This window comes from Vibrio ostreicida (assembly GCF_013074385.2).
Taxonomy (GTDB): Bacteria; Pseudomonadota; Gammaproteobacteria; order Enterobacterales; family Vibrionaceae; genus Vibrio; species Vibrio ostreicida.
This window is the reverse complement of record NZ_JABEYA020000026.1, coordinates 1-22,947: the sequence shown is the minus strand read 5'-3', so window position 1 is coordinate 22,947 and position 22,947 is coordinate 1. Positions and strand designations below refer to the sequence as shown.

19 protein-coding genes and 2 pseudogenes are annotated in these 22,947 nt (G+C 45.2%); 12 read left to right on the top strand and 9 right to left on the bottom strand.

Annotated features, from left to right (window positions below):
- The first annotated feature begins 333 nt into the window (after window positions 1-333).
- The gene (gene lhgO, locus HLM86_RS19815) at window positions 334-1,542 is read left to right on the top strand and encodes an L-2-hydroxyglutarate dehydrogenase (RefSeq protein ID WP_076590199.1); all 1,209 of its coding nucleotides are present in this window, start codon (window positions 334-336) and stop codon (window positions 1,540-1,542) included.
- A 131-nt stretch (window positions 1,543-1,673) separates the two neighbouring features.
- Here the strand turns inward: lhgO and HLM86_RS19810 are convergent, their stop codons facing one another.
- Window positions 1,674-1,880 carry a hypothetical protein gene (locus tag HLM86_RS19810; RefSeq protein ID WP_076590125.1) on the bottom strand — a complete coding sequence of 69 codons (207 nt, stop codon included), beginning with the start codon at window positions 1,878-1,880 and terminating at the stop codon, window positions 1,674-1,676.
- Between the two features lie 225 nt (window positions 1,881-2,105).
- Here HLM86_RS19810 and HLM86_RS19805 point away from each other — a divergent pair, with 225 nt between their 5' ends.
- A complete protein-coding gene (locus HLM86_RS19805; protein WP_076590124.1) occupies window positions 2,106-2,738 on the top strand; it encodes a LysE family translocator in 633 nt (210 codons plus the stop codon).
- Window positions 2,739-2,771: 33 nt separating this feature from the next.
- Here HLM86_RS19805 and HLM86_RS19800 read toward each other — a convergent pair.
- Window positions 2,772-2,993, bottom strand: a pseudogene (locus HLM86_RS19800) (IS110 family transposase); the annotation flags it as partial.
- A gap of 177 nt (window positions 2,994-3,170) precedes the next feature.
- Here HLM86_RS19800 and HLM86_RS19795 point away from each other — a divergent pair.
- The 6 genes and pseudogenes from HLM86_RS19795 (at window position 3,171) to HLM86_RS19775 (ending at window position 8,099) form a co-directional block, all read left to right on the top strand.
- Window positions 3,171-3,806, top strand: coding sequence for a flavin-binding monooxygenase-like family protein (locus tag HLM86_RS19795; RefSeq protein ID WP_170883806.1), 636 nt, complete (start codon window positions 3,171-3,173; stop codon window positions 3,804-3,806).
- Between the two features lie 57 nt (window positions 3,807-3,863).
- The gene (locus HLM86_RS20280) at window positions 3,864-4,154 is read left to right on the top strand and encodes a hypothetical protein (RefSeq protein ID WP_254868853.1); all 291 of its coding nucleotides are present in this window, start codon (window positions 3,864-3,866) and stop codon (window positions 4,152-4,154) included.
- The gene (locus HLM86_RS19790; RefSeq protein ID WP_290313232.1) at window positions 4,124-4,717 is read left to right on the top strand and encodes a DMT family transporter; all 594 of its coding nucleotides are present in this window, start codon (window positions 4,124-4,126) and stop codon (window positions 4,715-4,717) included. Before HLM86_RS20280 ends, HLM86_RS19790 begins: the two co-directional genes overlap by 31 nt.
- A 449-nt stretch (window positions 4,718-5,166) precedes the next feature.
- A pseudogene (locus HLM86_RS19785) lies at window positions 5,167-6,063 on the top strand (IS5 family transposase).
- Between the two features lie 75 nt (window positions 6,064-6,138).
- Window positions 6,139-7,464 carry a serine hydroxymethyltransferase gene (locus HLM86_RS19780; protein WP_170883805.1) on the top strand — a complete coding sequence of 442 codons (1,326 nt, stop codon included), beginning with the start codon at window positions 6,139-6,141 and terminating at the stop codon, window positions 7,462-7,464.
- Complete coding sequence (locus tag HLM86_RS19775) at window positions 7,461-8,099, top strand: LysE family translocator (protein ID WP_170883804.1); 639 nt, start codon at window positions 7,461-7,463, stop codon at window positions 8,097-8,099. The genes HLM86_RS19780 and HLM86_RS19775 overlap by 4 nt, the downstream gene beginning before the upstream one ends.
- Window positions 8,100-8,299: 200 nt before the next feature.
- Here the strand turns inward: HLM86_RS19775 and HLM86_RS19770 are convergent, their stop codons facing one another.
- A complete protein-coding gene (locus tag HLM86_RS19770) occupies window positions 8,300-8,572 on the bottom strand; it encodes a hypothetical protein (RefSeq protein ID WP_170883803.1) in 273 nt (90 codons plus the stop codon).
- 83 nt (window positions 8,573-8,655) lie between these two features.
- Here HLM86_RS19770 and HLM86_RS19765 point away from each other — a divergent pair, with 83 nt between their 5' ends.
- From HLM86_RS19765 to HLM86_RS19755, 3 genes are all read left to right on the top strand, one after another.
- Window positions 8,656-9,165, top strand: coding sequence for a hypothetical protein (locus tag HLM86_RS19765; protein WP_076590121.1), 510 nt, complete (start codon window positions 8,656-8,658; stop codon window positions 9,163-9,165).
- Window positions 9,166-9,874: 709 nt separating this feature from the next.
- The gene (locus tag HLM86_RS19760) at window positions 9,875-10,708 is read left to right on the top strand and encodes a DUF6279 family lipoprotein (protein ID WP_254868851.1); all 834 of its coding nucleotides are present in this window, start codon (window positions 9,875-9,877) and stop codon (window positions 10,706-10,708) included.
- An 85-nt stretch (window positions 10,709-10,793) separates the two neighbouring features.
- Entirely contained in the window at window positions 10,794-11,558 is a 765-nt protein-coding gene (locus HLM86_RS19755) for a sulfite exporter TauE/SafE family protein (protein ID WP_170883802.1), read from the top strand.
- Window positions 11,559-11,614: 56 nt separating this feature from the next.
- Here the strand turns inward: HLM86_RS19755 and exaC are convergent, their stop codons facing one another.
- Window positions 11,615-13,135 carry an acetaldehyde dehydrogenase ExaC gene (gene exaC, locus HLM86_RS19750; protein WP_076590117.1) on the bottom strand — a complete coding sequence of 507 codons (1,521 nt, stop codon included), beginning with the start codon at window positions 13,133-13,135 and terminating at the stop codon, window positions 11,615-11,617.
- Window positions 13,136-13,388: 253 nt separating this feature from the next.
- On the opposite strand from exaC, the gene HLM86_RS19745 reads away from it, so the two are divergent.
- Window positions 13,389-15,143, top strand: a complete 1,755-nt coding sequence (locus HLM86_RS19745) for a sigma-54-dependent Fis family transcriptional regulator (RefSeq protein ID WP_170883801.1) — start codon at window positions 13,389-13,391, stop codon at window positions 15,141-15,143.
- Between the two features lie 89 nt (window positions 15,144-15,232).
- On the opposite strand, the gene HLM86_RS19740 is transcribed toward HLM86_RS19745, so the two are convergent.
- The 5 genes from HLM86_RS19740 to HLM86_RS19720 form a co-directional block, all read right to left on the bottom strand.
- The gene (locus tag HLM86_RS19740) at window positions 15,233-15,376 is read right to left on the bottom strand and encodes a hypothetical protein (protein ID WP_170883800.1); all 144 of its coding nucleotides are present in this window, start codon (window positions 15,374-15,376) and stop codon (window positions 15,233-15,235) included.
- Window positions 15,377-15,566: 190 nt separating this feature from the next.
- On the bottom strand, window positions 15,567-17,015 hold the full coding sequence (gene gnd / locus HLM86_RS19735) for a decarboxylating NADP(+)-dependent phosphogluconate dehydrogenase (RefSeq protein WP_076590115.1): 1,449 nt from the start codon (window positions 17,013-17,015) through the stop codon (window positions 15,567-15,569).
- A gap of 28 nt (window positions 17,016-17,043) precedes the next feature.
- Entirely contained in the window at window positions 17,044-17,778 is a 735-nt protein-coding gene (gene pgl / locus HLM86_RS19730) for a 6-phosphogluconolactonase (protein WP_170883807.1), read from the bottom strand.
- Window positions 17,775-19,277 carry a glucose-6-phosphate dehydrogenase gene (gene zwf, locus HLM86_RS19725; protein ID WP_076590113.1) on the bottom strand — a complete coding sequence of 501 codons (1,503 nt, stop codon included), beginning with the start codon at window positions 19,275-19,277 and terminating at the stop codon, window positions 17,775-17,777. Before zwf ends, pgl begins: the two co-directional genes overlap by 4 nt.
- Before the next feature lie 307 nt (window positions 19,278-19,584).
- Entirely contained in the window at window positions 19,585-22,467 is a 2,883-nt protein-coding gene (locus tag HLM86_RS19720) for an HD domain-containing phosphohydrolase (RefSeq protein WP_170883799.1), read from the bottom strand.
- Window positions 22,468-22,947 lie beyond the last annotated feature (480 nt).

The window sequence follows — 22,947 nt, the reverse complement described above, 5'->3', positions numbered from 1 at the left end:
AGCGAGAGCTTAATCCTAGAACCAAGACGGCAAAGATCCTTCCCTAGAGTCGTAAAGAAAAAGCCAAGTAGATACCCTAGAAAGAACAATGCCGCTCATCTTAAGTGAACGGCATTAGAGCTTAGGCTCTCCTTTTTTGTGTCTGTCATCTCCAGTCTTTTGGGCAATATAAGCCCTGTCAGATCGGGTTCTTCAGAGTTTTTCTTTACCCAGACCTTTTTCCTTAGTGAGTGTCGCGATGATGTGACCTTCTATACCTGTGCACCAACTAGACGTTTTGATGTTGATTTATGGCTAAAATGGCGGAGCAATGACATCACTCAGGGTAAACTCATGTATGACTATATTGTGGTCGGTGGGGGTATTGTCGGGGCCTCAACCGCTTGGCAACTAAAGCGACAATATCCAGACAAACGCATTCTACTGATAGAGAAAGAAGCAGAGTTTGCCCAGCATCAAACAGGGCATAACAGTGGTGTCATTCATGCTGGGGTTTATTACCCTCCAGACAGTCTAAAGGCTGATTTTTGCAAGCGTGGCGCTCAGGCTACCCTTGATTTCTGCCAGCGTCATAACATTGCGGTAGAGAACTGCGGTAAATTAATTGTTGCAACCACTGCGAGGGAACTCGAAAGAATGCAGGCGTTGTTTCGCCGTTGTCAGCAAAATGACCTTGATGTGGAGCTGTTGACGCAAGCCGCGCTAGAAAATGTCGAACCTAACATCTCAGGGTTAGGGGCCATTTATGTCAAACAAACCAGCATCGTTGACTACCAAACCGTTACCCATCACTTGGCTGAGGAATTTATCGAGCTTGGAGGTGAAGTGCGTCTGAGTACCGAACTGGTCGCGGCGCAAGAGCTGAAAAATGAAATTTGGTTAACCTGCCTGTTAGAGAGCGGAAAAACCGCCCAAATTGCCACTCGCCATCTGATCACCTGTTCTGGTCTTATGGCCGATCGCATGACCAAGATGCTCGGGATTGAAACCGACTTTCGGATTGTTCCTTACCGCGGCGAGTACTACCAACTGAGCCGTGACCACGATAACATTGTCAAACACCTCATCTATCCGGTGCCTGATCCCGAACTGCCTTTTTTGGGGGTGCACTTGACCAAAATGATAGATGGCCGTGTCACGGTCGGGCCAAATGCGGTACAGGGATGGAAAAGGGAAGGTTATTCTCGTTTCAACTTCAGCCCGAAAGACACATGGGAGATGTTGACCTTTAAAGGTTTCTGGCGCGTGTCGAGCAGGCACCTGAAAACTGGCCTCTGTGAGTTTAAAAATTCATGGTGGAAACGGGGGTACTTGAATCGAGTGCAGCAATACTGTCCGAACTTGTCTGCCGCAGACTTGCAGCCGTATCCCGCGGGTATAAGAGCACAAGCGGTGCTTAAAGACGGTACGTTAGTACACGATTTTCTTTTTGCTCAAAGCAAGAGAAGTTTACACGTTTGCAATGCGCCCAGTCCAGCCGCGACCTCAGCCATTCCTATCGGCGAGTATCTGTGCCAGAAGATAGCACAAACATTTGAGTGAGATCTTGGTGTGGATGTGGTTGTCTACGCCTTTGGCAGCAAATTTCATGAATAATCTCGTGATAAAAAACCTTATTATCAAGAATAATTTTCTGGAAGCGAATGGCCTTTCTTTGGCAATAACTCCATGCTTTAGCCACGAGGGTGATGAAGGTCAATGATTGAATCGTCTGGCGGTGGTTCATAAATACCTCCACCATAAACGTCGACTGTATATTGAAGGGGGGAAGTGTAAATGAATGACGTATTTATCCAATACAGGTAGGCTTTTTCTGTTTTTAGGCTGTAGCCGTGCAATCGCATTTGTCGTCGGATATCGTCTAAAAACTTGCTTGCCATCTTTACTGCTTTTTTGTGTGTCTCTATACCGTTTATTAAATTTGAAGGTGGTCTGAGTATGGAAAATGGCTTGTTTTGTGCGGAAGTGATAGCTCGTTTTGTTTGAAGGTTAATATACTTTGTTTTTTATAGTGTTATGGTAGATTGGTTGAAAGTTAGGCTAGCGACAAAACAAGCCAGCCTGTTATTAAGAATGTTAGCACACTAGGGAAACATAGGATAAACATGATTGATTTAAGTATCTTACCACTTTTCTTTATATCGGCATTTTTTCTTGTCATTTCGCCCGGTCCGGATTTGTTGCTTATTTCAACATACTCTTCTATACGTGGATTTAAGTCAGGAGCTTCGGTCACACTAGGTATATTTATTGCCGGGCTTATTCAAACGGTTCTTGTTGCTTTCGGTCTAGGTCAACTTATGCAAGCTGTGCCAGCAGTTGCGTGGTTTGTAAAAATAGTAGGCGCAATGTACCTTGCTTGGCTTGGTCTTAAAATGTTGAAATCATGGTTTAATAATGATGCAGTAGTGAAAGGAAAAGAGAAAACCAGATCTTTGACTACGACACAGCTAATGTCTCAAGGTCTTTTGAATAACTTAATGAATCCGAAAGCTCTCCTGTTTTTTAGTATGTTTTTGCCACAATTTACGAACTCACAGCTCGAATTAACATCACAAATTCTAGTTCTAGGTCTATTGCTAAGTGTCATCGCTTTAATTATGAACATGATATTTTCATTGGTATTTAGCAAGCTTAGTTCTTTTTTCAGTGGGACATTTAGTCTGAGCCGTCATGTTGATGGGATCTTGGGCGTGATATTTTTGGGGCTTAGTTCGCGCTTGATGGCTAGTGAGTAATAGTGTGCTAACAAACGACTATGGCGTCAATAACTAATTTTTAGTAATGTTTTCATCCCACATGACGCCATCTCTTAACATTGAATTTAAGATCACCACCATCTTTCTAACACACGCTATGATGGCGACTTTCTTCGGTTTTCCTGCCTCAACTAATCGAGTGTAAGTCGCTTTAAAAACAGGATTGCACTGCATGGCTGACATCATCGCCATTTATAAAACTGTTCGAACTTGTGCACGCCCACCCTGATATTTAGTATAGGCCTGATAATTTTCATAGCCTGCAATGCTACTGTATGTAAAGATTTAATATTAATAAATTATTTATAATTTATTAATATAATTGGTATTTTAGTTTATTCTCTTAGCTCATTTTACTTTCTTACGTTATTTAACGCTTCTTTCGAATCATTCAAAGATAGAGGGAACATAATGGATAAGTCCGAGCTAATATTAAAAACCACTAAGGAACTAAAAGACATAGCTGAATCAGGGTCTAATAAAATTGCAGTGGCTATGCAAGAAGCAACAAAAGCTAATTACATAAATTTTGTTTCGATGCTTTATCACTACTCTGTCCCAGGAGAAGCTCAATTAAATAAAGCAGCTTTAGCTTCACCTACAGCTGAGATGCGAAGGTTATTCTCTACGATGGCTGAAGAAGAGGCTGATCATGATATTGTGGCGATTAAAGATATCATAGAGAGGGATCGTCAACATGAGGAAAGTGCTATGTGTCTCACGCCAAATATTAAAGGATTAGTCGATTATGAACAATATATGCCAGAAATGGCAAGGTTAATTGGGTGTAATGTAAGATTACGTCACTTGATTAATCCTTTTGTTCTTTATAAATTTTGGTATGGCTCACATCTACCTGTAATTTACAGAATTACGGGCTCAGGAAAAATCGAAAAACTACCAAAAAAAATATTACGTAAATTATCAGTTGCCTATACTATTAGAGAGCAAATATCATTAAGTATATATTTTATTCGACAGAAGATATTCTTACGCAATAAAGAAGGAATTGGAAATATAGAGCGTGAAGTTGTAGAACGAGATTAAAGTTTTCTTTCGCTATTTATTAGTGCTAAAAATGGTTCATCAAACTAGGATATGTCAATGGGAAATGTCATGGTGTTTTTTGCGGCCCTTGCATGGAGTACAGCAGGGTTATTTACCAGAATAATATCTACCGATTTTCCGACAACTTTATTTTGGAGATCGGTATTCGGCGGGATATGCGTGTTATTTATCTACTATTTGATTAGCACACCAATTAAGCGTCGCCGTATGTTGATATTTACCAAAGGTGAACTAATTATTGGTATTATTGTTACCGCAGGTATGCTTTGTTTTATTGCTTCTTTTTTTATACAACAGTGGCGAATGTTTCTTTTGTATATGGGTTGATGCCATTATCGACATTTGTTCTTTCTGTCATTTTCCTTAATGAAAAAATCAATAAAACCACGCTGTTTTGTTGCATCATATCTATGCTTGGTGTGGTATTTATTATGTGGGGGACCACGGATCTCGACGACCAGTTAGGCTTATTATTAGCATTTGGGATGACATTTTTTATGGCGTTGTTGACAATAATAGCAAAGTACTATCCAACGGCTGAAGTTGCCAAATCAACCTACTTGTCTGCCTTTTTATGCGCACTGATTGTATATCCATTTTCGAGTCATATTAATGGTTTTTCCAGTGACTATTATTGGTTAGTTGCGTATGGAGTGACGAATGTTGGTCTAGGGTTCGGTGTCTATTTAATAGGAGTTTCTCGGACAACTGCTATATCGGCAGCTTTAATAGGATTAGCTGAGATACCGTTAGGCCCATTTTTAGTTTGGGTTTTTTATTCTGAGGAGGTGGGGTTACGCACGGTCATAGGTGGCACAATTATAATGATGGCTGCAATAATGTACCTCGTTTTTAACAGAACCGTAAAAAAGGAGTTAACCGGCCTCTAGTTCACCTTATTAGGTATAATAGGAGAGCGTTGTAGCCTAAATTTTATTAAACCTTTTCCATAACCGCTATCTGATCTATTAGGTTTCTAACTAGAGCCAATATAATTGCGCACTGCGCGTAAACTGATGATGAGGCAGAACGCAATGTAAATAGGCACAAATAACAGTGATGCGTAGTTTTTGATCAAGTAAGATTAAATTCTTTCTCAGCCGAAATTTACTATTGTTTTTTTTCATATAAGTGTCGGCAAGTTTACCTTCTTTAAAAGAAGGTGCCAAAAGTACATTGCGGTATAAATAGCCGTTTTAAAATAAAAAGATAACAAAGCGAATTATAGCCGCCGCAGTCGTCGCTGTTTACTTGGTTGTTCGGCGTTGTTGCCTATATTAGTTGAACCTTTCGCGAGACCTGCGATCTGATCCTTTATGATGGTTTGAGCGGTGACAGCATGGGTAAGGCGAAAAAGAAGATAACTAGCTGGGCGGAGTACAATAAGGCTTTGTGCAAACCGGGCTCGGTTACGTTCTGGGTAGATGATACAGCCGTAGAGGCATGGCGATGCAAAACCCATCATGGTAAGCGTGGTAGAGGCTTTCAGAGCGATTGAAACGGCCTTGATGATTAAAGGGATATCTCACTACCATGGCGTCCTCTTCAAGGTTTTATCGACTCTATCTTTGAGTTATTAGATGTTCCACTGACGTCCCCAGACTACACCTGTATCAGTCAACGCTCGAAGACAGTTCAGGTCAAATACCGTCATAAATCTAAAGGGGCTATTCGTCATATAGCCATTGACTCGACGGGTCTCAAAGTCTTTGGTGAGGGTGAGTGGAAGGTGAAGAAACACGGTGCCGAAAAACGTAGAACATGGCGCAAGCTGCACTTAGCCGTTGATGTAGATACCCATGAAGCCATTAGTGCCGAGGTCAGTCTGGTCAATGTTGGTGATAGCGAAGAGCTGCCAACGTTACTCAACCCTTTACGTAGAAAGAGCGATGCTGAATATGCCGATGGAGCATATGACACAAAAAGTTGCCACAATACTCTGAAAAATAAAGGCTGTACTCCGTTGATACCACCTCGAAAGAATGCAGCGTTTTGGGAAGATGGGCATCCTAGAAATGAAGCAGTAGAGGGTCTGAAAAACGGAACAATAGCGGAGTAGAAATCCGAGTCTGGTTATCACTATCGCTCAATATCTGAGACCGCAATGTCTCGATATAAAGGACTCACCAGCGGTAAATTGAGCCTGAGATGTTATAACGCTCAAGTGGGTGAAATCATGGCGAATGTCAAAGCGATAAACAAAGTCATAGGACTAGATATGCCTGTTCGAAGCTAACGGAAAGTTACATATGGCGTCGTTGATCTTGAAACCGATTTGATCAACAACGCCCGTGAGAAGGGAAGTTAGAAAGTGATTATCAACAAACAAATGCATGACATGAATATTCTGAATGATGCTTCTGTCTTACTTGGTTGTTCGACTTCTAAAGAGCTCTATCAAAAATTAAGAGCTCTAATAGAACGCCACGATACTGTGAGAGTGAAGACAGGAATAAACCTTGTGGCAGCAGAAGGACCTATGAGTTTACAAGCTCGGCAACTACTAAGTTGTGACTTGGGATCTAGAGCCTCAGGCGGTTCTATTGGACGAAATAACCGTTTTTTTACAGGGCTTGATCAAGCTGATGAAATAGAGGCGCTTTGCATTGTATTACTTAAGGAATTATTTGAATGTAATCATGCAGACCCCAGGCTTTTAGGAGGGCTTCATGCTAATACGGTTGTCTACGCAGCTCTCAAAAACCATTTCAAAGTATCAGACATGTCCACCCTCAATACATTTTATGGTGGTAACTCTAGTAACCATAGTTTAGGCCCCCCAGGGGTCTTGAACTACTCCATTTCAGATCTTCCCGTGGATCCGAATACCCTCAAAATTGATTTAAACGCCTTTGAATACATGGCGAAGTTTAGGCAACCGAAATTAGTAAGTTTAGGTGCAGGTCTCAACCTTTTTCCCTTTCCTGTAAAAGAGATAAAAGACATTATTTCTCGTTGGGGAGGGATGTTACTTTTTGATGGCTCACACCAAGCAGGGTTGATCGCTGGTGGCGTTTATCTAAACCCCTTATCTTTGGGAGCTGATATTTACACTGCATCGACAGGAAAGACATTTAGTGGCCCTCAGGGAGGAGTAATTTGTTGGAACTCGGAAAAGTTCTCTTCTCCGGTTAGCACGACTATATTCCCAAAGTTAACTGGTTCACATCAACTTAATCGAATTGCTGCCCTGACGGTCTCATGCTTAGAGCTAAAGGAGTATGGCCTTGAATATATGGCGCAGGGGATACTTAATGCTAGGCAACTTGCTGGTAATTTACAGGCGCACGGATTGGATGTCCTCTGTTCTGATGAGGGCTTTACTGAAACTCATCAAGTTGTCTTGAAATGGACTCAAGGAGAAGGCGCTCGTTTAGCATGTTATCGTCTCGCTGATGTTGGGGTTTTTGCTAATGCAGTCCCACTCCCTGAGGATAGAGAGTTGTTATCGGGGATACGTTTTGGTGCAACAGAAATTACTCGTTTAGGGATCACACAAAGTCAAATAGTTGTTTTAGCTGAGGTAATCGCTGGCGTTCTACAAGGTAATTATAATTTGAAGGAGGCGAGTAATGTAGTAGGTGAGTTAGCTTCAACATTTTCTGACTTTAAATATAGCTTGGAGAGTGGAGAATGATTTCAACGACAGAAATGTATACCTACTTATTTGTTACGTTGCTATATGCGTTTATGCCCGGTCCAGCAATGCTTTACAGTATTGCTCAAGCACTGTCAGGAGGGAAGAAAGTAGGAATTATGGCCGCTTTCGGCCTTCATATAGGAGGGTATTTTCATGTGCTTTTAGCTGTATTAGGTTTGTCTTCGATGCTTTTAGCTCATCCTTTTCTCTATTCTGCTATTCAAAAGCTAGGAGCTCTCTATCTTGTTTGGTTGGGTTTCCAACGTATCTATCTAACAAAAAAGTTACGGATTACTTCTTGTGAAAGCAATATTACCTCTCCTAAAAGAACGTTCATTGATAGTGTCATTGTCGATGTTTTGAATCCTAAAGCCGCAATTTTTTATCTTGCTTTTCTTCCACAGTTTGTGAATGAAGCAGGAAGTGTTGCTGTTTGGCTGCAACTACTTATTTTGGGAGTTTTTACGAATTTAATGTTTAGCAGCGCGGATCTTTTAAGTGTTTTGATGGCGAGCCATCTACAGAAAAAGTTTCAAGCAAGAAGTAATTGGGTTGATTTCTTCTCAAGGTGGTCTGGCAGTATTTTTATACTGTTAGGTGTTATGGCCTTGGTAAACTCTTCGTACAATTAGGGGGAGTGCTCTGCCCCAGCGGTTTTGGACAATGAGCTAAGTGAGGACAATCATTAACGAGGTGAACAATGATGTAACCCTCCCCAAAATTTGGTGTTAGTTTCATTAATTAATCATAAGTATCAAGACAGTATCTACTTTTTTATCGGCTGATTTTTACCTGTAACGGCTGAGTTAGTCAACTTGTTTGAAAGTCTGTATTACTTGAGGTTATCCGTTAGAGACTCATTTAGGGAAGAGCCTAGCACAGCAATGTCCAAAAATAAGCCCAAACGCCTAAGTAGGGGATATCTTGAAGTGGCCCCCAGATTGACGGAACCGCTATCGATGACGTGGGGCACCACTTCAAGCGCCCTCCACATCCTGACGTTGGCATTATTGTCCCGTATTCTAGCGATTTCAAAAGCTGGTGCATTGTTGGTCGTTAACCCAATCAACACTCTGGGGTGGATGAACTTGACCGCTTTTTTCACAATCTTTCGCAATTAGTCTGGTGAATTTTACCGGTCACGGTGCAAGACTGACGGTTGCATCCACTAAGGACCTCGGAGCCACTATGCGACTACCCCAGATCATCTCCTCATCAAAGCCGTCTCTTGAAAAGACCAACGAGTCACCGACCTTATCTTTTCGTGTTAAAACGGCTCGCAATGTCGATGCGTCTCGCCGCCTCGACATTGGTAAATTTAATGATGCCAAAAACCAGTCAGCAGTGCGCTCTAAAAACAAAAAGGCGAAATCCGCGAAGCGTCCAGCCCCTCAACCAGCGCTTGCTCAGTTGGTCAAAGAGGCCAACACACCTGAGTACCTTAACCGGAAAAAAGGGTCAAAAGTCACGATCATTGACTCGATAGACAGCTTTGCCAGAAAAGCGACTCACGACAAGGGACCAGCACCTCAGCCACCCAAAGTGGAACTCGCTCAGTTGGTCAGAGAGGCCAACACACCCGAGTATCTCAACCAGAAAAAAGGGTCAGAAGTCACTATTATTGACTCGGACGGCGTCGCCAGAAAAATGCCTCACAATAAGGGCCCGGCCCCCCAGCCGCCCAAAACACCAAAATAGAGAGCGTTGAGGGAGCTTGGGCGTTTCACCTTGTGGCTCCCTAGTGCCACGGCTTGGCGTTGAGTCCATCGCCGCTGTGCAGTGCGGCGACCAAAGCCAACCGTTGGCGGCATGGCACCTTACTGACATCCTCGCTGTGCTTGAGTTTATCAATATAGTCGCACATAGGACGCAGGCACTTACTTTTCTGGCTATCAAGATGGAGTATGTGAGTGCATCAATACAGCGGAGCAATTTCCCTACGATCCATCCCCTGTAAACACGAACCAACGTTCTACATTCCTTCTTTCACTTAGTGGTGGATGGCGGCCTGCTTAAGGGCGTCGTTCAATGTTTTATTGGTCGCAATTTTTGGCGCAAAGTCAGCGAGTCTCATTTATAAATAGAGTAGTCAGTTGAAAATATCAGCTTGTTTTGCACAACCTTTGGTGTTGACGGCCGTTTTCACCGTATTCTAGTGTCGTAGACAGCACGCATTCAAAGGGAAAGCAGGCATCGGATTGCTCCTATCGGTGTCATTGAGCGTATGACGTTCAACGGTTACGCCGATCCAAGATTATTTTCTATTAATAAGTCAGGGCGGCGCGCTGTTTTCTGCAATAGAACAATCATCTTGGTATTTAATTTGCTTGAAAGGTAGCCACATAACGTCTGGTTTGACGTGGCGCGATATGAATAATGCACTCAGCATTGATGGACGAGGGAATGGATGATGAACCGATGGGGATTAATGTTAGTGCTTGCTGTGGTACTAACAGGATGCAGTACCAAGTTTGTCTACAATAACATCGATTGGCTACTGGTTGATTATTTGGACAATTTTGTTGAGCTAAATGACGAACAGGAAGACTGGGTGAGCAAAAAAATTGATCGCCTCAGTGAATGGCACCGACGAGAAGAAGTGCCTAACTATATCGAACATTTAGATCAACTGATTGCCCTCGACCCGAAGAGATTTTCTGAAGCGGATTTGGACGTGCAACGCCAACTCTTTCAGCAGCATACCCAAAGATTAGTCAAGCAGGTGGCTCCTGCGGTTTTGACGTTTGTTGGTGAATTATCCGATGAGCAAGCGGAAGAATTGATGGACAACATTCGTGTTAGGCATACCCGCTACAAAAACAAGTATCAGCCTCTGTCGGACAAACAGATACGGCAGAAATACCTAGAGAAAATTCATGACAACGTTGATGATTGGTTCGGCTACTTGACCCCAGAGCAGGATGCCCTCATCGATCAATGGAGTGCCGAGCTGTCGGTGACCGCTTATGACTGGATTGATTACCAAACTGACATGCGTATAGAAATCAAAGATTTGCTGAACCATCGTATGCAAAGAGGCTATTTGCAGTCGCATCTTCAGTCGCTGCTGTTTAACCCAGCCAGCTTTTATTCGCCTGAACTTGAACAAAAAATAGATCATAACCAGTCGGTGGCGAATCAATACATCGTTAAAATGATCAATTCGGTGAGCGATAAGCAAACAAAACATTATCGTGAAAAACTCGAAGACTGGAAAACCATTGCTCAGGATATTCAATAGGTCTACGTGAGACCGTTCGCTCAATATTTACCTTACTCCAGAATCGGGGTACATTGAGTGAATAATCTTGATGTGATTCATAACGATGGAATGGTTATTACTGTTTAGTGCGGGTGTGTTGGGCGGGGTGTTAAATAGCGTCGCAGGCGGAGGAAGCTTTATTACTTTCCCGAGTTTGTTGTTCGTCGGGGTTCCACCGATTGTCGCCAACGCGACCAATACCTTTGCCGCTTGCGCGGGTTACCTCAGTGGTGCCTATGTCTTTAAACAAGACATCGCGCAACATCGACACTCGCTCATCGCCATGGTGTTATTGAGTTTACTCGGTGGTGGTGTCGGTGCCTACTTGTTACTGACGGTGTCGGAAAGCGTGTTTGTTGGCGCGATTCCTTGGTTACTGCTGTTCGCGACTGGGTTGTTTTTTTTCGGTCAGTCTATGAGCACTGGATTCGACACTCTCTCGCAACGTCTGTCCCTTAACCCGCGTTGGTCTGCTCTTTGTATTGCCTTATTGTTGGTGGCGGTCTCCATATATGGCGGTTTTTTTAATGCCGGACTGGGGGTGGTTGTACTGGGATACTTGGTGTTAGCTGGGAATCAAGACATTAACCAGATGAATGGACTCAAGCTGTTGATTTCCTCTTGCGTGTCGTTGACCGCCATCATGGTTTTTGTGGTGCAAGGCTCGATAGATTGGCCACGAGGGTTGACCGTGATGTCAGGGACACTTGTTGGTGGTTATTTGGCGGCGCGCGTATCTCGCCTTGTCCCTCAAGCGTTGATTAAAAGGTTTGTTGGCTTATCCAGTGTCGTGATGACGGTGTATTTCTTTGCTCAGGTCTACTGGTAAGGTGATGAGATCAAAAAGAGCGCGTTTGGCGCGCTCTTTGACTCAGGATACGGCGGTCAGAAAAAGCCCTGCGGGTTAACATCATAGCTGATGAGCAGGTTTTTGGTGTTCTGATAATGGTCTAGCATCATCTTATGGGTTTCTCTGCCGATACCCGATTTTTTGTAGCCGCCGAAGGCCGCATGCGCTGGGTAGGCATGGTAGCAGTTGATCCAAATACGTCCGGCCTCGATATTACGGCCCATACGATAAGCGAGATTGGCATCTCTGGTCCATACGCCGGCCCCTAAGCCATACTCGGTATCATTGGCAATTGCGAGGGCTTCTGCTTCGTCCTTGAAGGTGGTAATCGCAATCACAGGCCCAAAAATTTCTTCTTGGAAGACCCGCATCCTATTGTTGCCTTCCAGTAATGTTGGCTGAATGTAATAGCCTGATTCAATATCGCCTTGTTGCTTAGCCACATCGCCACCGAACAGTACTTTTGCCCCTTCTTGACGACCAATCTCTAGGTAGCTAAGAATTTTATCAAACTGTTCTTGAGAGACCTGCGCGCCAACTTGCGTATCACTGTCTAAGGGGTTGCCTTGACGAATATGTTTGGCTCGTTCTGATAGCTTAGCGACGAACCGATCATAAATCGCTTCATGGACCAACACACGTGAAGGACAAGTACAGACCTCACCTTGATTAAAGAATGCCAGCAGAGTCCCTTCGATGCATTTTTCCAGATATTCGTCTTCGTGATCAAAAATATCTGGGAAATAGACGTTGGGGGATTTACCACCTAGCTCCACGGTCGATGGGATTAGGCTGTCTGCCGCGCATTTGAGAATGCGCTGGCCAACTTCCGTCGACCCGGTGAATGCGAGTTTGGCGATCCGATGACTGGAGGCGAGCGCTTGACCTGCCTCTGACCCAAACCCATTGACGACATTGACGACACCCGCTGGGATAAGGTCACCAATTTTTTCCATCAACATCAGGATGGAAGCGGGTGTCTGTTCGGCGGGTTTGAGAACCACACAGCATCCCGCTGCTAGAGCTGGTGCGAGCTTCCACGCAGCCATGAGCATTGGAAAGTTCCATGGAATGATTTGTCCCACCACACCAATGGGTTCAGGGAAATGATAGCTGGCTGTGTTGACCTCTAATTCTGCAGCGCTGCCTTCCTGAGCACGGATGCATCCGGCGAAGTAGCGAAAATGGTCGACCACTAGGGGGAGATCAGCGGCGAGCGTTTCTCTAACAGGTTTACCGTTTTCCCAGGTTTCGGCGACAGCGAGCTCTTCGATGTTCTGTTCAATCCGGTCGGCGATTTTGAGCAATAGATTTGAGCGCTCTGCGACGCTCGTTGTGGCCCAACTTTGTCGCACTTTATGTGCTGCGTCCAACGCAAGGTCGATGTCCGCTTGAGTGGATCGAGCGACCTGACAATAGACTTGGCCATTGATCGGAGAGATGTTCTCAAAGTAGTGACCGGACACCGGTTTGACCCATTCACCACCAATAAAGTTGTCATAATGCGATTTTAAGTTGACGATGGAGTCTTGATGTCCCGGTTGTGCATAAATCATAGGTCTTTCCTTTATTCTCTGTGTCGAAGTGTGCGCTGAAACACCGTTTAACAACGCAACACATGATTGGCGATTGAGACGACGAAGCAAGATACAGACCAGTTGTTAAAATATTGTTATAGTCATAAGTTAATGCCAAGTATATCAAGTGTTTGTAATGGTGGTTTGCTTGGCTTGAGCATAGGAACTAGTCGAGAATTTTGTTTCACTGTTCCATAATGGCACACTGTAATTGTTCACAAATGGGACAGGTATGGAATTACAAACCTTTCAATCCGATCAATGGCTTTCCTATTCTTGGCAAAGAAGCATGGAAGCGGGCCTTCAGCAAATAAGGCCGCCTGAAGGTGTCAGTTTGTCTGGCGCTCTGTTGAAAGAGCGTCGCTTCAAAGCTCAAACCCTCATCGAAGCGGTCGAGTATTGTGCGCTGCCCTTGTTTAATCAGGTATTGTCGCGTAGCGATAGCCGGTTGATTCTGACCGATGCAGAAGGGGTAATACTCGCCAGTTGGGGACAAGAAAAGTTCCGACAGCAACTTTTGTCCATTGCACTGGAAAGTGGTCATTGCTGGCAGGAAAACATCAAAGGAACCAACGCGATAGGTACCGCGTTGATTGAAAAAAAAGCCATCTCTATTATTGGTGAACAGCACTTTATCAAACAACATCGTTTTATTAGTTGTTCGGCCAGTCCATTGTTCGATCATCGCGGCACACTCATCGGTATTTTGGATATCACCAGTGAGCAGAGTAAACATGATGTGACGGTGCAGGTGTTGGTGCAAAATATGGTTCAGCGGATTGAAAACCAATTATTGAAACATAGCCCTCAAGGCGCTTTTCAGATTGATTTGGCCCATCATGAATCGGTACTGAAAAGTGGCTGGCAGGGGATTGTGATTGCTGACGAAAATGGTCACGTTGTGGCACACAATCAGGTCGCGATCCAAATGTTACCACAGGGCCCTTTGATTGGTGAACCGATTGAATCGTTACTCCAGCAGCCTTTAGTGTATGAGAAACGTGCACTGCATGCCAAACCACGTGCGAAAAAGTGGCTTAGTGTGGCCAGTGATCTGCATTTTGGTGACCATCGTGTTGAACGGGCGTGGCAGTTGGCTCATAAAATCATCGGTCACGACATCAACTTGTTGGTGCTTGGAGAAACCGGTGTGGGCAAGGGCGAGTTTGTTAAGGCGCTGCATAAACACAGTGCACGCAGAGGGCAGCCTTTGGTGACCGTCAACTGTGGGGCATTGGCCAAAGATTTGATTGAGTCTGAGTTGTTTGGTCATGTTGGTGGCGCGTTCACGGGGGCGAATAAAGATGGTGCGATTGGACGAGTTCGTCAAGCGGACAAAGGTTTCTTATTTCTTGATGAAATTGGTGAGATGCCATTGCAAGCTCAGACTCGTTTGCTGTCGGTGATTCAGGATAAAGAAGTCATGCCCCTTGGATCAGGTCAACCCCAACCTGTGGATATTCAGATCATTGCGGCTACCCATCAGGATCTGGGCCAATTGGTGCGAGAGGGTGGCTTTCGCCAAGACCTTTATCACCGACTTAATGGCTTATCAGTGACTTTACCTCGCCTATCTCAGCGTGAAGATAAGGCCGCCTTAATTGAGTCTATCCAAGCCCAGTATCAGAGACAGCCGCAAACGCTGGACCCTATACTAATGGACCGCTTAATGGACTATGAATGGCCGGGAAACCTGAGAGAGTTAGACAGCCTGCTCAAAGTGACGACACTGCTGGCCAGCGATGATAAGGTCATTGGCCTTGATCAGGTGCCTGCACATTTGGCTGAGCTTCTGTTATGTCGCGACATCACCCATCAACCCAGTGAAGAGCAGGGATTAACGTCAACGCTCAACAACAAGTTGGTTGATACCTATCGGGCGTATAACGGCAATATCAGTAAGGTGTCGCGAGTCCTTGGGATCAGCAGGAATACCATTTACCGCAAACTCAGGTCACTCGGCATGATAAGGTCCAAGCCCACGTAATGTTGGGTTAACGCAGATGGCAAAGACTGAGCATCACCCGAACGAGTGATGATGAAATCGGCACTCTGCGGTGCCGTTTATTGCACAGATTAGCGGATCAGTCCGCCGTGTTGCTGCGCTTGCTTAACGAAAGCCTGACGTTGAGTTTCTTTGTGGTTTTTACGTTCATTTTCCTTGTTCATCTCCGTTTGCAAAGCTTTAGAAACAAAGACAAAGTACTTATTGAAAGTCATACCAGAACCTCAGCACTATCTTTAAAACACATGTCGTTCAACAAGACAGGCACCTTGTCGAGCACGGTGCGATGACAGTAGGCGACAAATGATAGAGGATGCTAACTCAGTTAACATCCTCTATTGTTCTCTTAGTATAGTTGGAGTTTGCGGTATGAATAAATACCGCACTCCTCCAGCTTAGACGAGGTTATACGTCGTAAGTTGTAGAAGCAGTGTCGCCACCTGTACCAGTCCAGTTTGTGTGGAAGAATTCACCACGTGGACGGTCAGTACGCTCGTAAGTGTGAGCACCGAAGTAGTCACGTTGAGCTTGTAGCAGGTTCGCTGGAAGACGCGCTGTCGTGTAGCCGTCTAGGAACGTTAGTGCAGAAGTCATACATGGCATCGGGATACCAGATTCCATAGACTTAGCTGCCACTTTACGCCAAGCGCCCATGCAGTTGTCTAGGATGCCTTTGAAGTAGGCATCTGAACCTAGGAATGCGATCTCTGGGTTCGCTTCGTAAGCATCACGAATGTTGCCTAGGAAGGCGCTGCGGATGATACAACCGCCACGCCACATCAGTGCAACGTTACCGTAGTTTAGATCCCAGCCGTTTTCGTTCGACGCTTCACGCATTAGCATGAAACCTTGAGCGTAAGAGATGATCTTAGAAGCCAGTAGAGCCTGACGAATTGCATCAACCCACTCTTGCTTGTCGCCTTCGACTGGAGCAACAGTCTTGCCGAACAGTTTCTCCGCGTCAACACGTTGGTCTTTAAGTGCTGACAGGCAACGAGAGAAGACAGACTCAGTGATTAGAGTCAGTGGGATGCCCATGTCTAGTGCGTTGATACCTGTCCATTTACCCGTCCCTTTTTGGCCTGCAGTGTCTAGGATCTTTTCAACGAGCGCTTCACCGTCTTCATCTTTGTAACCAAGGATGTCAGCCGTGATTTCAACTAGGTAGCTGTCTAGCTCAGTCTTGTTCCAGTCAGCGAATACTGCTTGCATCTCGTCAGCAGACATACCTAGGCCATCTTTCATGAACTGGTATGCTTCAGTGATCAGCTGCATGTCACCGTATTCGATGCCGTTGTGTACCATCTTAACGAAGTGACCAGCACCGTCGTTACCCACCCAGTCACAACAAGGCTCGCCAGCGTCAGTTTTTGCAGAGATGCCTTGGAAGATTGGCTTAACCGCTTCCCAAGCTTCAGGAGAACCCCCTGGCATAATAGAAGGACCAAAACGAGCGCCTTCTTCACCACCAGAGACACCCGTACCGATGAAGTGGATGCCTTTTTCGCGAAGAGCAGCAACACGACGGTTCGTGTCTGGGAAGTTAGTGTTACCACCATCAATGATGATGTCGCCTTTGTCTAGAAGTGGTACAAGCTTATCGATGAACGTATCTACAACGTCACCAGCACGAACCATAAGCATCACTTTACGTGGCGCTTCTAGCTTCTCAACGAGCTCTTCTAGAGAGTAAGCACCAACAATGTTAGTCCCCTTCGCTGGGCCTTCTAGGAACTCGTCTACTTTAGCAGCAGTGCGGTTATGAGCCACAACTTTGAAGCCGTGGTCGTTCATGTTTAGGATAAGGTTCTGCCCCATGACTGCTAGGCCAATTACACCGATATCACCGTTCATTATTTTATCTCCTTGCGGCTATTCGCACTTATGCAATAGCACTTGCTGCATTTGAATCTAGGAACCACTCTGTTTCGCCAGTTTTAGACTGTATTTTCGCTGCCGGGTAAGGCAACTCTGAAGCCGGAGTGGTATGAATTTCTTTAACGATCTCAACTTTACCTGCACCCAGTACGAGGTAGCTGATTCGTTTTGCTGCTTCTAAAACTTTCGCTGTTTTAGAAACACGGATCTGGCCCGACTCTGGGTGAGAAGCTAATACAGATAGGTTCTCATCTTGGTAGTCAGTTGCGCCCGGGAATAGTGACGCCGTGTGGCCGTCTGCGCCAACACCGAGCAGAATCCAATCGAACACAGGCGTGCCGTTTTCAGTTGGAATCACGTCTGCCATCTCTTTTGCGAAACGCTCTGCTTCTGCTTTAGGCTCATCTTCACCACGGATGCGATGGATGTTCTCTGCAGGAATGTTTACTTGAGAAAACTCTCTTAGTTTTGAAAACAACAGTGTATTCGCTTCGCCGAAGTTGCTTTCAGCATCGTCTGGTGCCACGCAACGTTCGTCGCCCCACCAGAAGTGAAGGTTATTCCATTGAATACCTTCCGCGTAGGGTGCCCCCGCTAAAAGCTTGAAAAGCATTTTTGGCGTGCTGCCACCAGACAGTGAGATATGAACAGGTTCACCCTGCTCGCTGTATGCTTTCATTTCATTTGCTAGGTTTTCAACGACCAGTTCAGGCGTTGCAAAGATCTTGTGATTGATCATAGTTCGCAATAATCCGTGTCTGTTAAGTTTTTGCATGGGAAACGCCATGCGCGGCCATCACGTTGCAGAAGCTCATCGGCTTGCTGAGGGCCCCAAGTGCCACAAGCATAGCCAAAGAGCGCTTGAGGATCTTGCTTGAAGTCTAAGATTGGTTGAACGTACTTCCAACATGCTTCTACCGCATCAGTGCGTGCAAACAGAGTCGCATCACCGTTGAGTGCATCAAGAAGAAGACGCTCATAAGCGGTCAGCATTTGAGTTTCAGGTAAGTCAGAATAAGAGAAGTTCATTTTCACTTCTTTTGCTTTGAAGCCAGCGCCTGGCTCTTTCAAGCCGAAGCTCATCTGAATACCCTCATCCGGTTGGATACGGATAATCAGCTTGTTCTCTGGTGCATCTTGACCAAACACTGGGTGTGGCGTGTTCTTAAAGTGAATCACAATTTCAGTCACACGTGTGGGTAAACGTTTACCCGTACGTACGTAAAATGGTACGCCATTCCAACGCCAGTTGTTGATGTGCGCTTTCAAGCCGATGTATGTCTCAGTACGAGAATCGTCTGCGACACCGGGCTCTTCACGGTAACCTAGTAGGTGCTGGCCACGAACGTCAGACGAGGTGTATTGACCTAACACTAGGTCTTTACGCAGGTCATCTTCTTCAAGAGGCTTAAGACATTGCAGCACTTTCACCACTTCGTCACGAATAGAATCCGCGTTAATTTGTGCCGGTGGTTCCATACCGACCATTGCTAGCACTTGTAGCAGGTGGTTTTGGAACATGTCGCGAACTGCGCCAGAGCCGTCGTAGTATCCGCCACGTTCTTCAACGCCAAGGAACTCAGCACCTGTGATTTCAACGTAGTCAATAAAGTTACGGTTCCACAGTGGTTCAAACATCGCGTTTGAGAAACGAAGTACGAGAAGGTTTTGTACCGTTTCTTTACCAAGGTAGTGGTCGATACGGTAGATCTGGTGCTCTTGAAAGTGACAATGAATGTCGTCGTCTAGTTTTTGTGCAGAAGCCAAGTCATAACCAAACGGTTTTTCGACGATTAGGCGTTTCCATCCCTCTTTTTCGCTATTTAAATCGTGAGCAGCAAGGCTCGCAGGGATGACACTGTAAAGGCTTGGAGGCGTAGCGAGATAGAAAAGAGTATTGCGTTGCTCAAATTGGTATTTGTCAGCAAGTTGATTGAGGCGATGTGCCAGTTTGCTGTAGTCAGCGGTATCAGACGTATTGATGGCTTGGTAATGCAGGTGAGCCATGAATGCATCTAAGATATCGGGCTCGGTTTTTTCCATTTCCTGAAGTGATTGCTTCAGTTTTTCGCGGTAAGACTCATCACTGTATTCGGTGCGGCTGACACCTAAAATAGCGAAGCTCTGTGGTAGCTGCTTACTCGCGTAAAGGTGATACAAAGCAGGGATCAACTTACGATACGTTAAGTCTCCCGAAGCACCAAAAATAACGATGCTGCTGTTTTCTGGTATTACCATCATCTGTCCCTTAGAAACGAGGTCGTGATCATGTGCCAGTCAAAATGGCGACGTAAGGCGCCAACCCTATCAACGACACTTTCAAATTGATAATAGGTGATGCCTATTGTTTCGATAGCCAAAACCTGTTTGAGCTATTGGAGATAAGTCTCAATACAGCGGCGTATTGTCTACGACAATTTGACAGACATCAACCTTTGTGAAGGTTTTCATTGCAACAATAGTCAGTTTATTCACTGAGTGTTTACTTCTCAGGGGGAATTGATAGCCAGCGACGATAAACCGAGCCACCATTGACTTACTTGCTCTAAGGGTCAACCTTGAGTTTGAGGTGGGCTTTAACACTTTGGATGTAGTGGTGGCGTTCAACGGGAACGATTTGGTTTTCATCAAGAAAGAGATCGGCATAGCGTTGGTCGAGCTCATTGTCCAAAAACAGGAGATAAAGGTTAGGGTCAATATGCCCTGAAGTCGCCATGTTGGTCATGATATCCAAGGCCTCGGCCAAGTTTTTTGCCGTTTTATAAGGGCGGTCGCTTGACGTGAGTGCTTCAAAGATATCGGCAATGGCCATGGCTCGCGCCGGAATCGATAAGGCGTCGCCATCTAGCCCTCGTGGGTAACCTTTACCATCCATTCGCTCATGATGACCACCCGCGATCTCAGGAATGTTTTTGAGGTGCTCTGGATAAGGGAGGCGACGAAGCATCGTAATGGTCTGGATAATATGGTCGTTGATCATAAACCTTTCCTCCTCGTTTAACGTGCCGTACTGGATTGACAGGTTGTACAACTCTCCACGGTGATATTTTAACTCGCCAGAGACTAGGACAAAGTCTTCTGTCCACATGTGTTTGGGATTTTCGTTATTGGGCCATGGGATCTCGTGTACCGCTTTGTCACTTAACATTGCCTCCATGGTGGGCAACGAGGCAGGCTTACCCGCGCGCTGTTTTTCTATCCAAGACACTCCAGCTTGATCGTCTAATGTCCGTTTCCATTGGCGTTGCGCGATTGATTGCAGTCGTTCAATCGCTGAGGTGGCCATTTGTTCACTACCGATGTTACATTGGGCGACAAAATAAAAGTCATCATCAAGCGATTGCTGTGTCTGATCCAGTACTTTTTTCAAGTCGGGTTCCAAACCGCCTTGTGCTCTACCGCGCCAGTAATCCGCTTCAGCCTGCACCTTTAAGACTTCAAACCGCATTCGTACCTCATGAATACGGTCGTAAATGGTTTCTAATTTAGTGGCTTTGTCGATAACGTATTCAGGTGTTGTGACTTTGCCACAATCATGGAGCCACGCCGCCAACTCGAGTTCTTCCCATTGTTTGTCATCCATAGTGAAATGTGGGAAGTACACGCCGTCTTTTTGAGCGGCATCGGTGATCATTTTGGTCAATTCGGGGATCCGTTGGCAATGGCTGCCCGTGTATGGCGATTTGGTATCAATAGCAGAAGCAATCAATTCGATGAAGGCGTTCATCATTTCTTTTTGTTGTTGCATTTTGTCGATATTTTCTTTGGCGATCTCCGCAAAGCTTAACAATTCTTTTAAAAATGAGTGCTTATCTTTTTGAGTGGATGTGATGGCGCGTTCATACCCCAACAAAAGCACGCCCACCAGATGCTTTTCACGATTGAGTAAAGGAAAGAGATATAGGTCTGAGTTATATAGGCAATCCTGATATTGACGAAAGATATTGTCGTCACGAGTGAGATGGACCAGTTCGCCTTTTTTTAAATTGGGCTCTAACCAAGGGGTCTCTCTGAGGAAAGTGTTTAAATCGATTTTGAAAGGAATGATGGCGTGATTCGCGGCTATGTCAAAACTCTGTTCTTGTTCCGAGAAGGTGTAGAGAATAATCGTCTCTGCGTGGGTTACTAAGTAACTCTGATGGGCAATCGTCTTGGCGAGCACCGAAAAGTCTTGGTTACTTGCCGTTTCTCTAAGTAATCTTAACAAGTCGTGCAGTGTATGCTCCATCAATTCTATCGACTTGGTCAAATTAGTCACTTCTTTGAGCGCACTCCTTGGGTAACGGGTTTTTTTAAATTCAAATCGTGCAATGTTATCGGTTAGCGTCATCAAGTTGTTGAGCGGCACTGCAAGGCGCTTCGCCACTATCCAGACAATCAAGAAACTCAGCACCAGCATGAGTATTGCCATACTTACCTGACGGTCACGCATGGAGAGCAACGTCGATAACAGATCATTGTTAGGTGTTGCCTCAGCCAATAGCAGATGTACATGCTTATTGAGCACCACTCTGGTGAGGGTAATAGACCAATCGGTTTGGTCTCGTTCTAAAGAGTGGTGTAATACCTGACTGCTATTGCGATACAGGACTGGCGCGAACAGGCTTTGTTTGAGTTGCTTGTCTATGTCCGATGGTTCTAAAGTGAGATCAACGCCTGACTGATGCTGCGCAAGCGGCCTAAACTGGCTGTCGAACAACACAAGCTTGGATGACTCAGAAAAACCCAGTTGACTGATTTGTTCGGATAACGACGTCAGGGTGAAGTCAGCAGCCACCACTTTTTTCCCATCCAGTGATCGCCGAGACAAGGTGACGCCATTGGTTTTTAGAAAGTAAAAGAAATAGGGCTCGGTTAGCCTAATGTCACCATCGAGCTCCGAGTTGATAAACCATGGTCTGACGCGGGGGTCAAATTGATTGTCATTGGATGATCGAAACCCGATACGTTGATGATTTCCGTCCAAGTAATGAAACTCATTAAGACCGTTAGCTTGAGTGAAATTGATCATCATGCTCGCCTTAGCAGGTGCCTCGAATTTGGCGCGGGAGCGGTTATCCCGAAGTGGTCTTATCATAAAGAAATCCCCACGATCATTGGCATAGAACAGGGCTACAAGCCCTTTGTTTCGCTCAAAAATTAGGTTGAGTGAGGCAAGAAAGCGTTGCGCTTTGACTGGGGCAACGGTTTGATCAATGACAGCGCTTAACGCCATAAAATCGAGCGTGGTGAAAATGGGGCCAGTACTGCCTTTAAACGTCGACTCCAGTTTGCGGCTGTTTTCGCGGCTGAGCTTTTTGGCACTGACCCCAAGAAGCTCTTGCGAATGAAAATAACTGATGGAAATCAGCGCGGCACCGATGACAGTGCTGAGTATGACAAAGAGGCTTGTGATATGAATACTGAGGGAATAGTGCCGTTTACTCATAGGAGATTCATCAATGAAATATTGTTTAAGTATTAGTCATTAGGCAGAACATGCAATGTTGTTCTAAGAATGAACGACTTGCTCGTTTGTTATCGTGATCTGGAAGCGACGCTTTAATCCGTTGATCTTGGTTTAACTCGGTGGCGCAAACTGTACTACTGTGGGTAAAGAGGTTGAAACTGTGCCGGGTGTTAGCAGAACGAGCCATGCCTTCGTGTCAATAAGAACAAGGGTGTCGATAGGCTGTTAGCGCAATAAGGTGTTGTATCAACAATACTTATTAGAGATTTGATATAACGTTTAAGCGTGTGTGAAACCAAAGTCTAATTTGTACTAGTGTGATTACCAAGGGAGACTGGCGGTATAACTACCAACCGACTTTGTCGTAGTCACACTAGCAATGATATCCCAAGTTGGCAACTCAAGCCGACTTGGGGAGTAGCTCTAATTTTGCCAGCCTCAATGCTGCTGTATTCATGT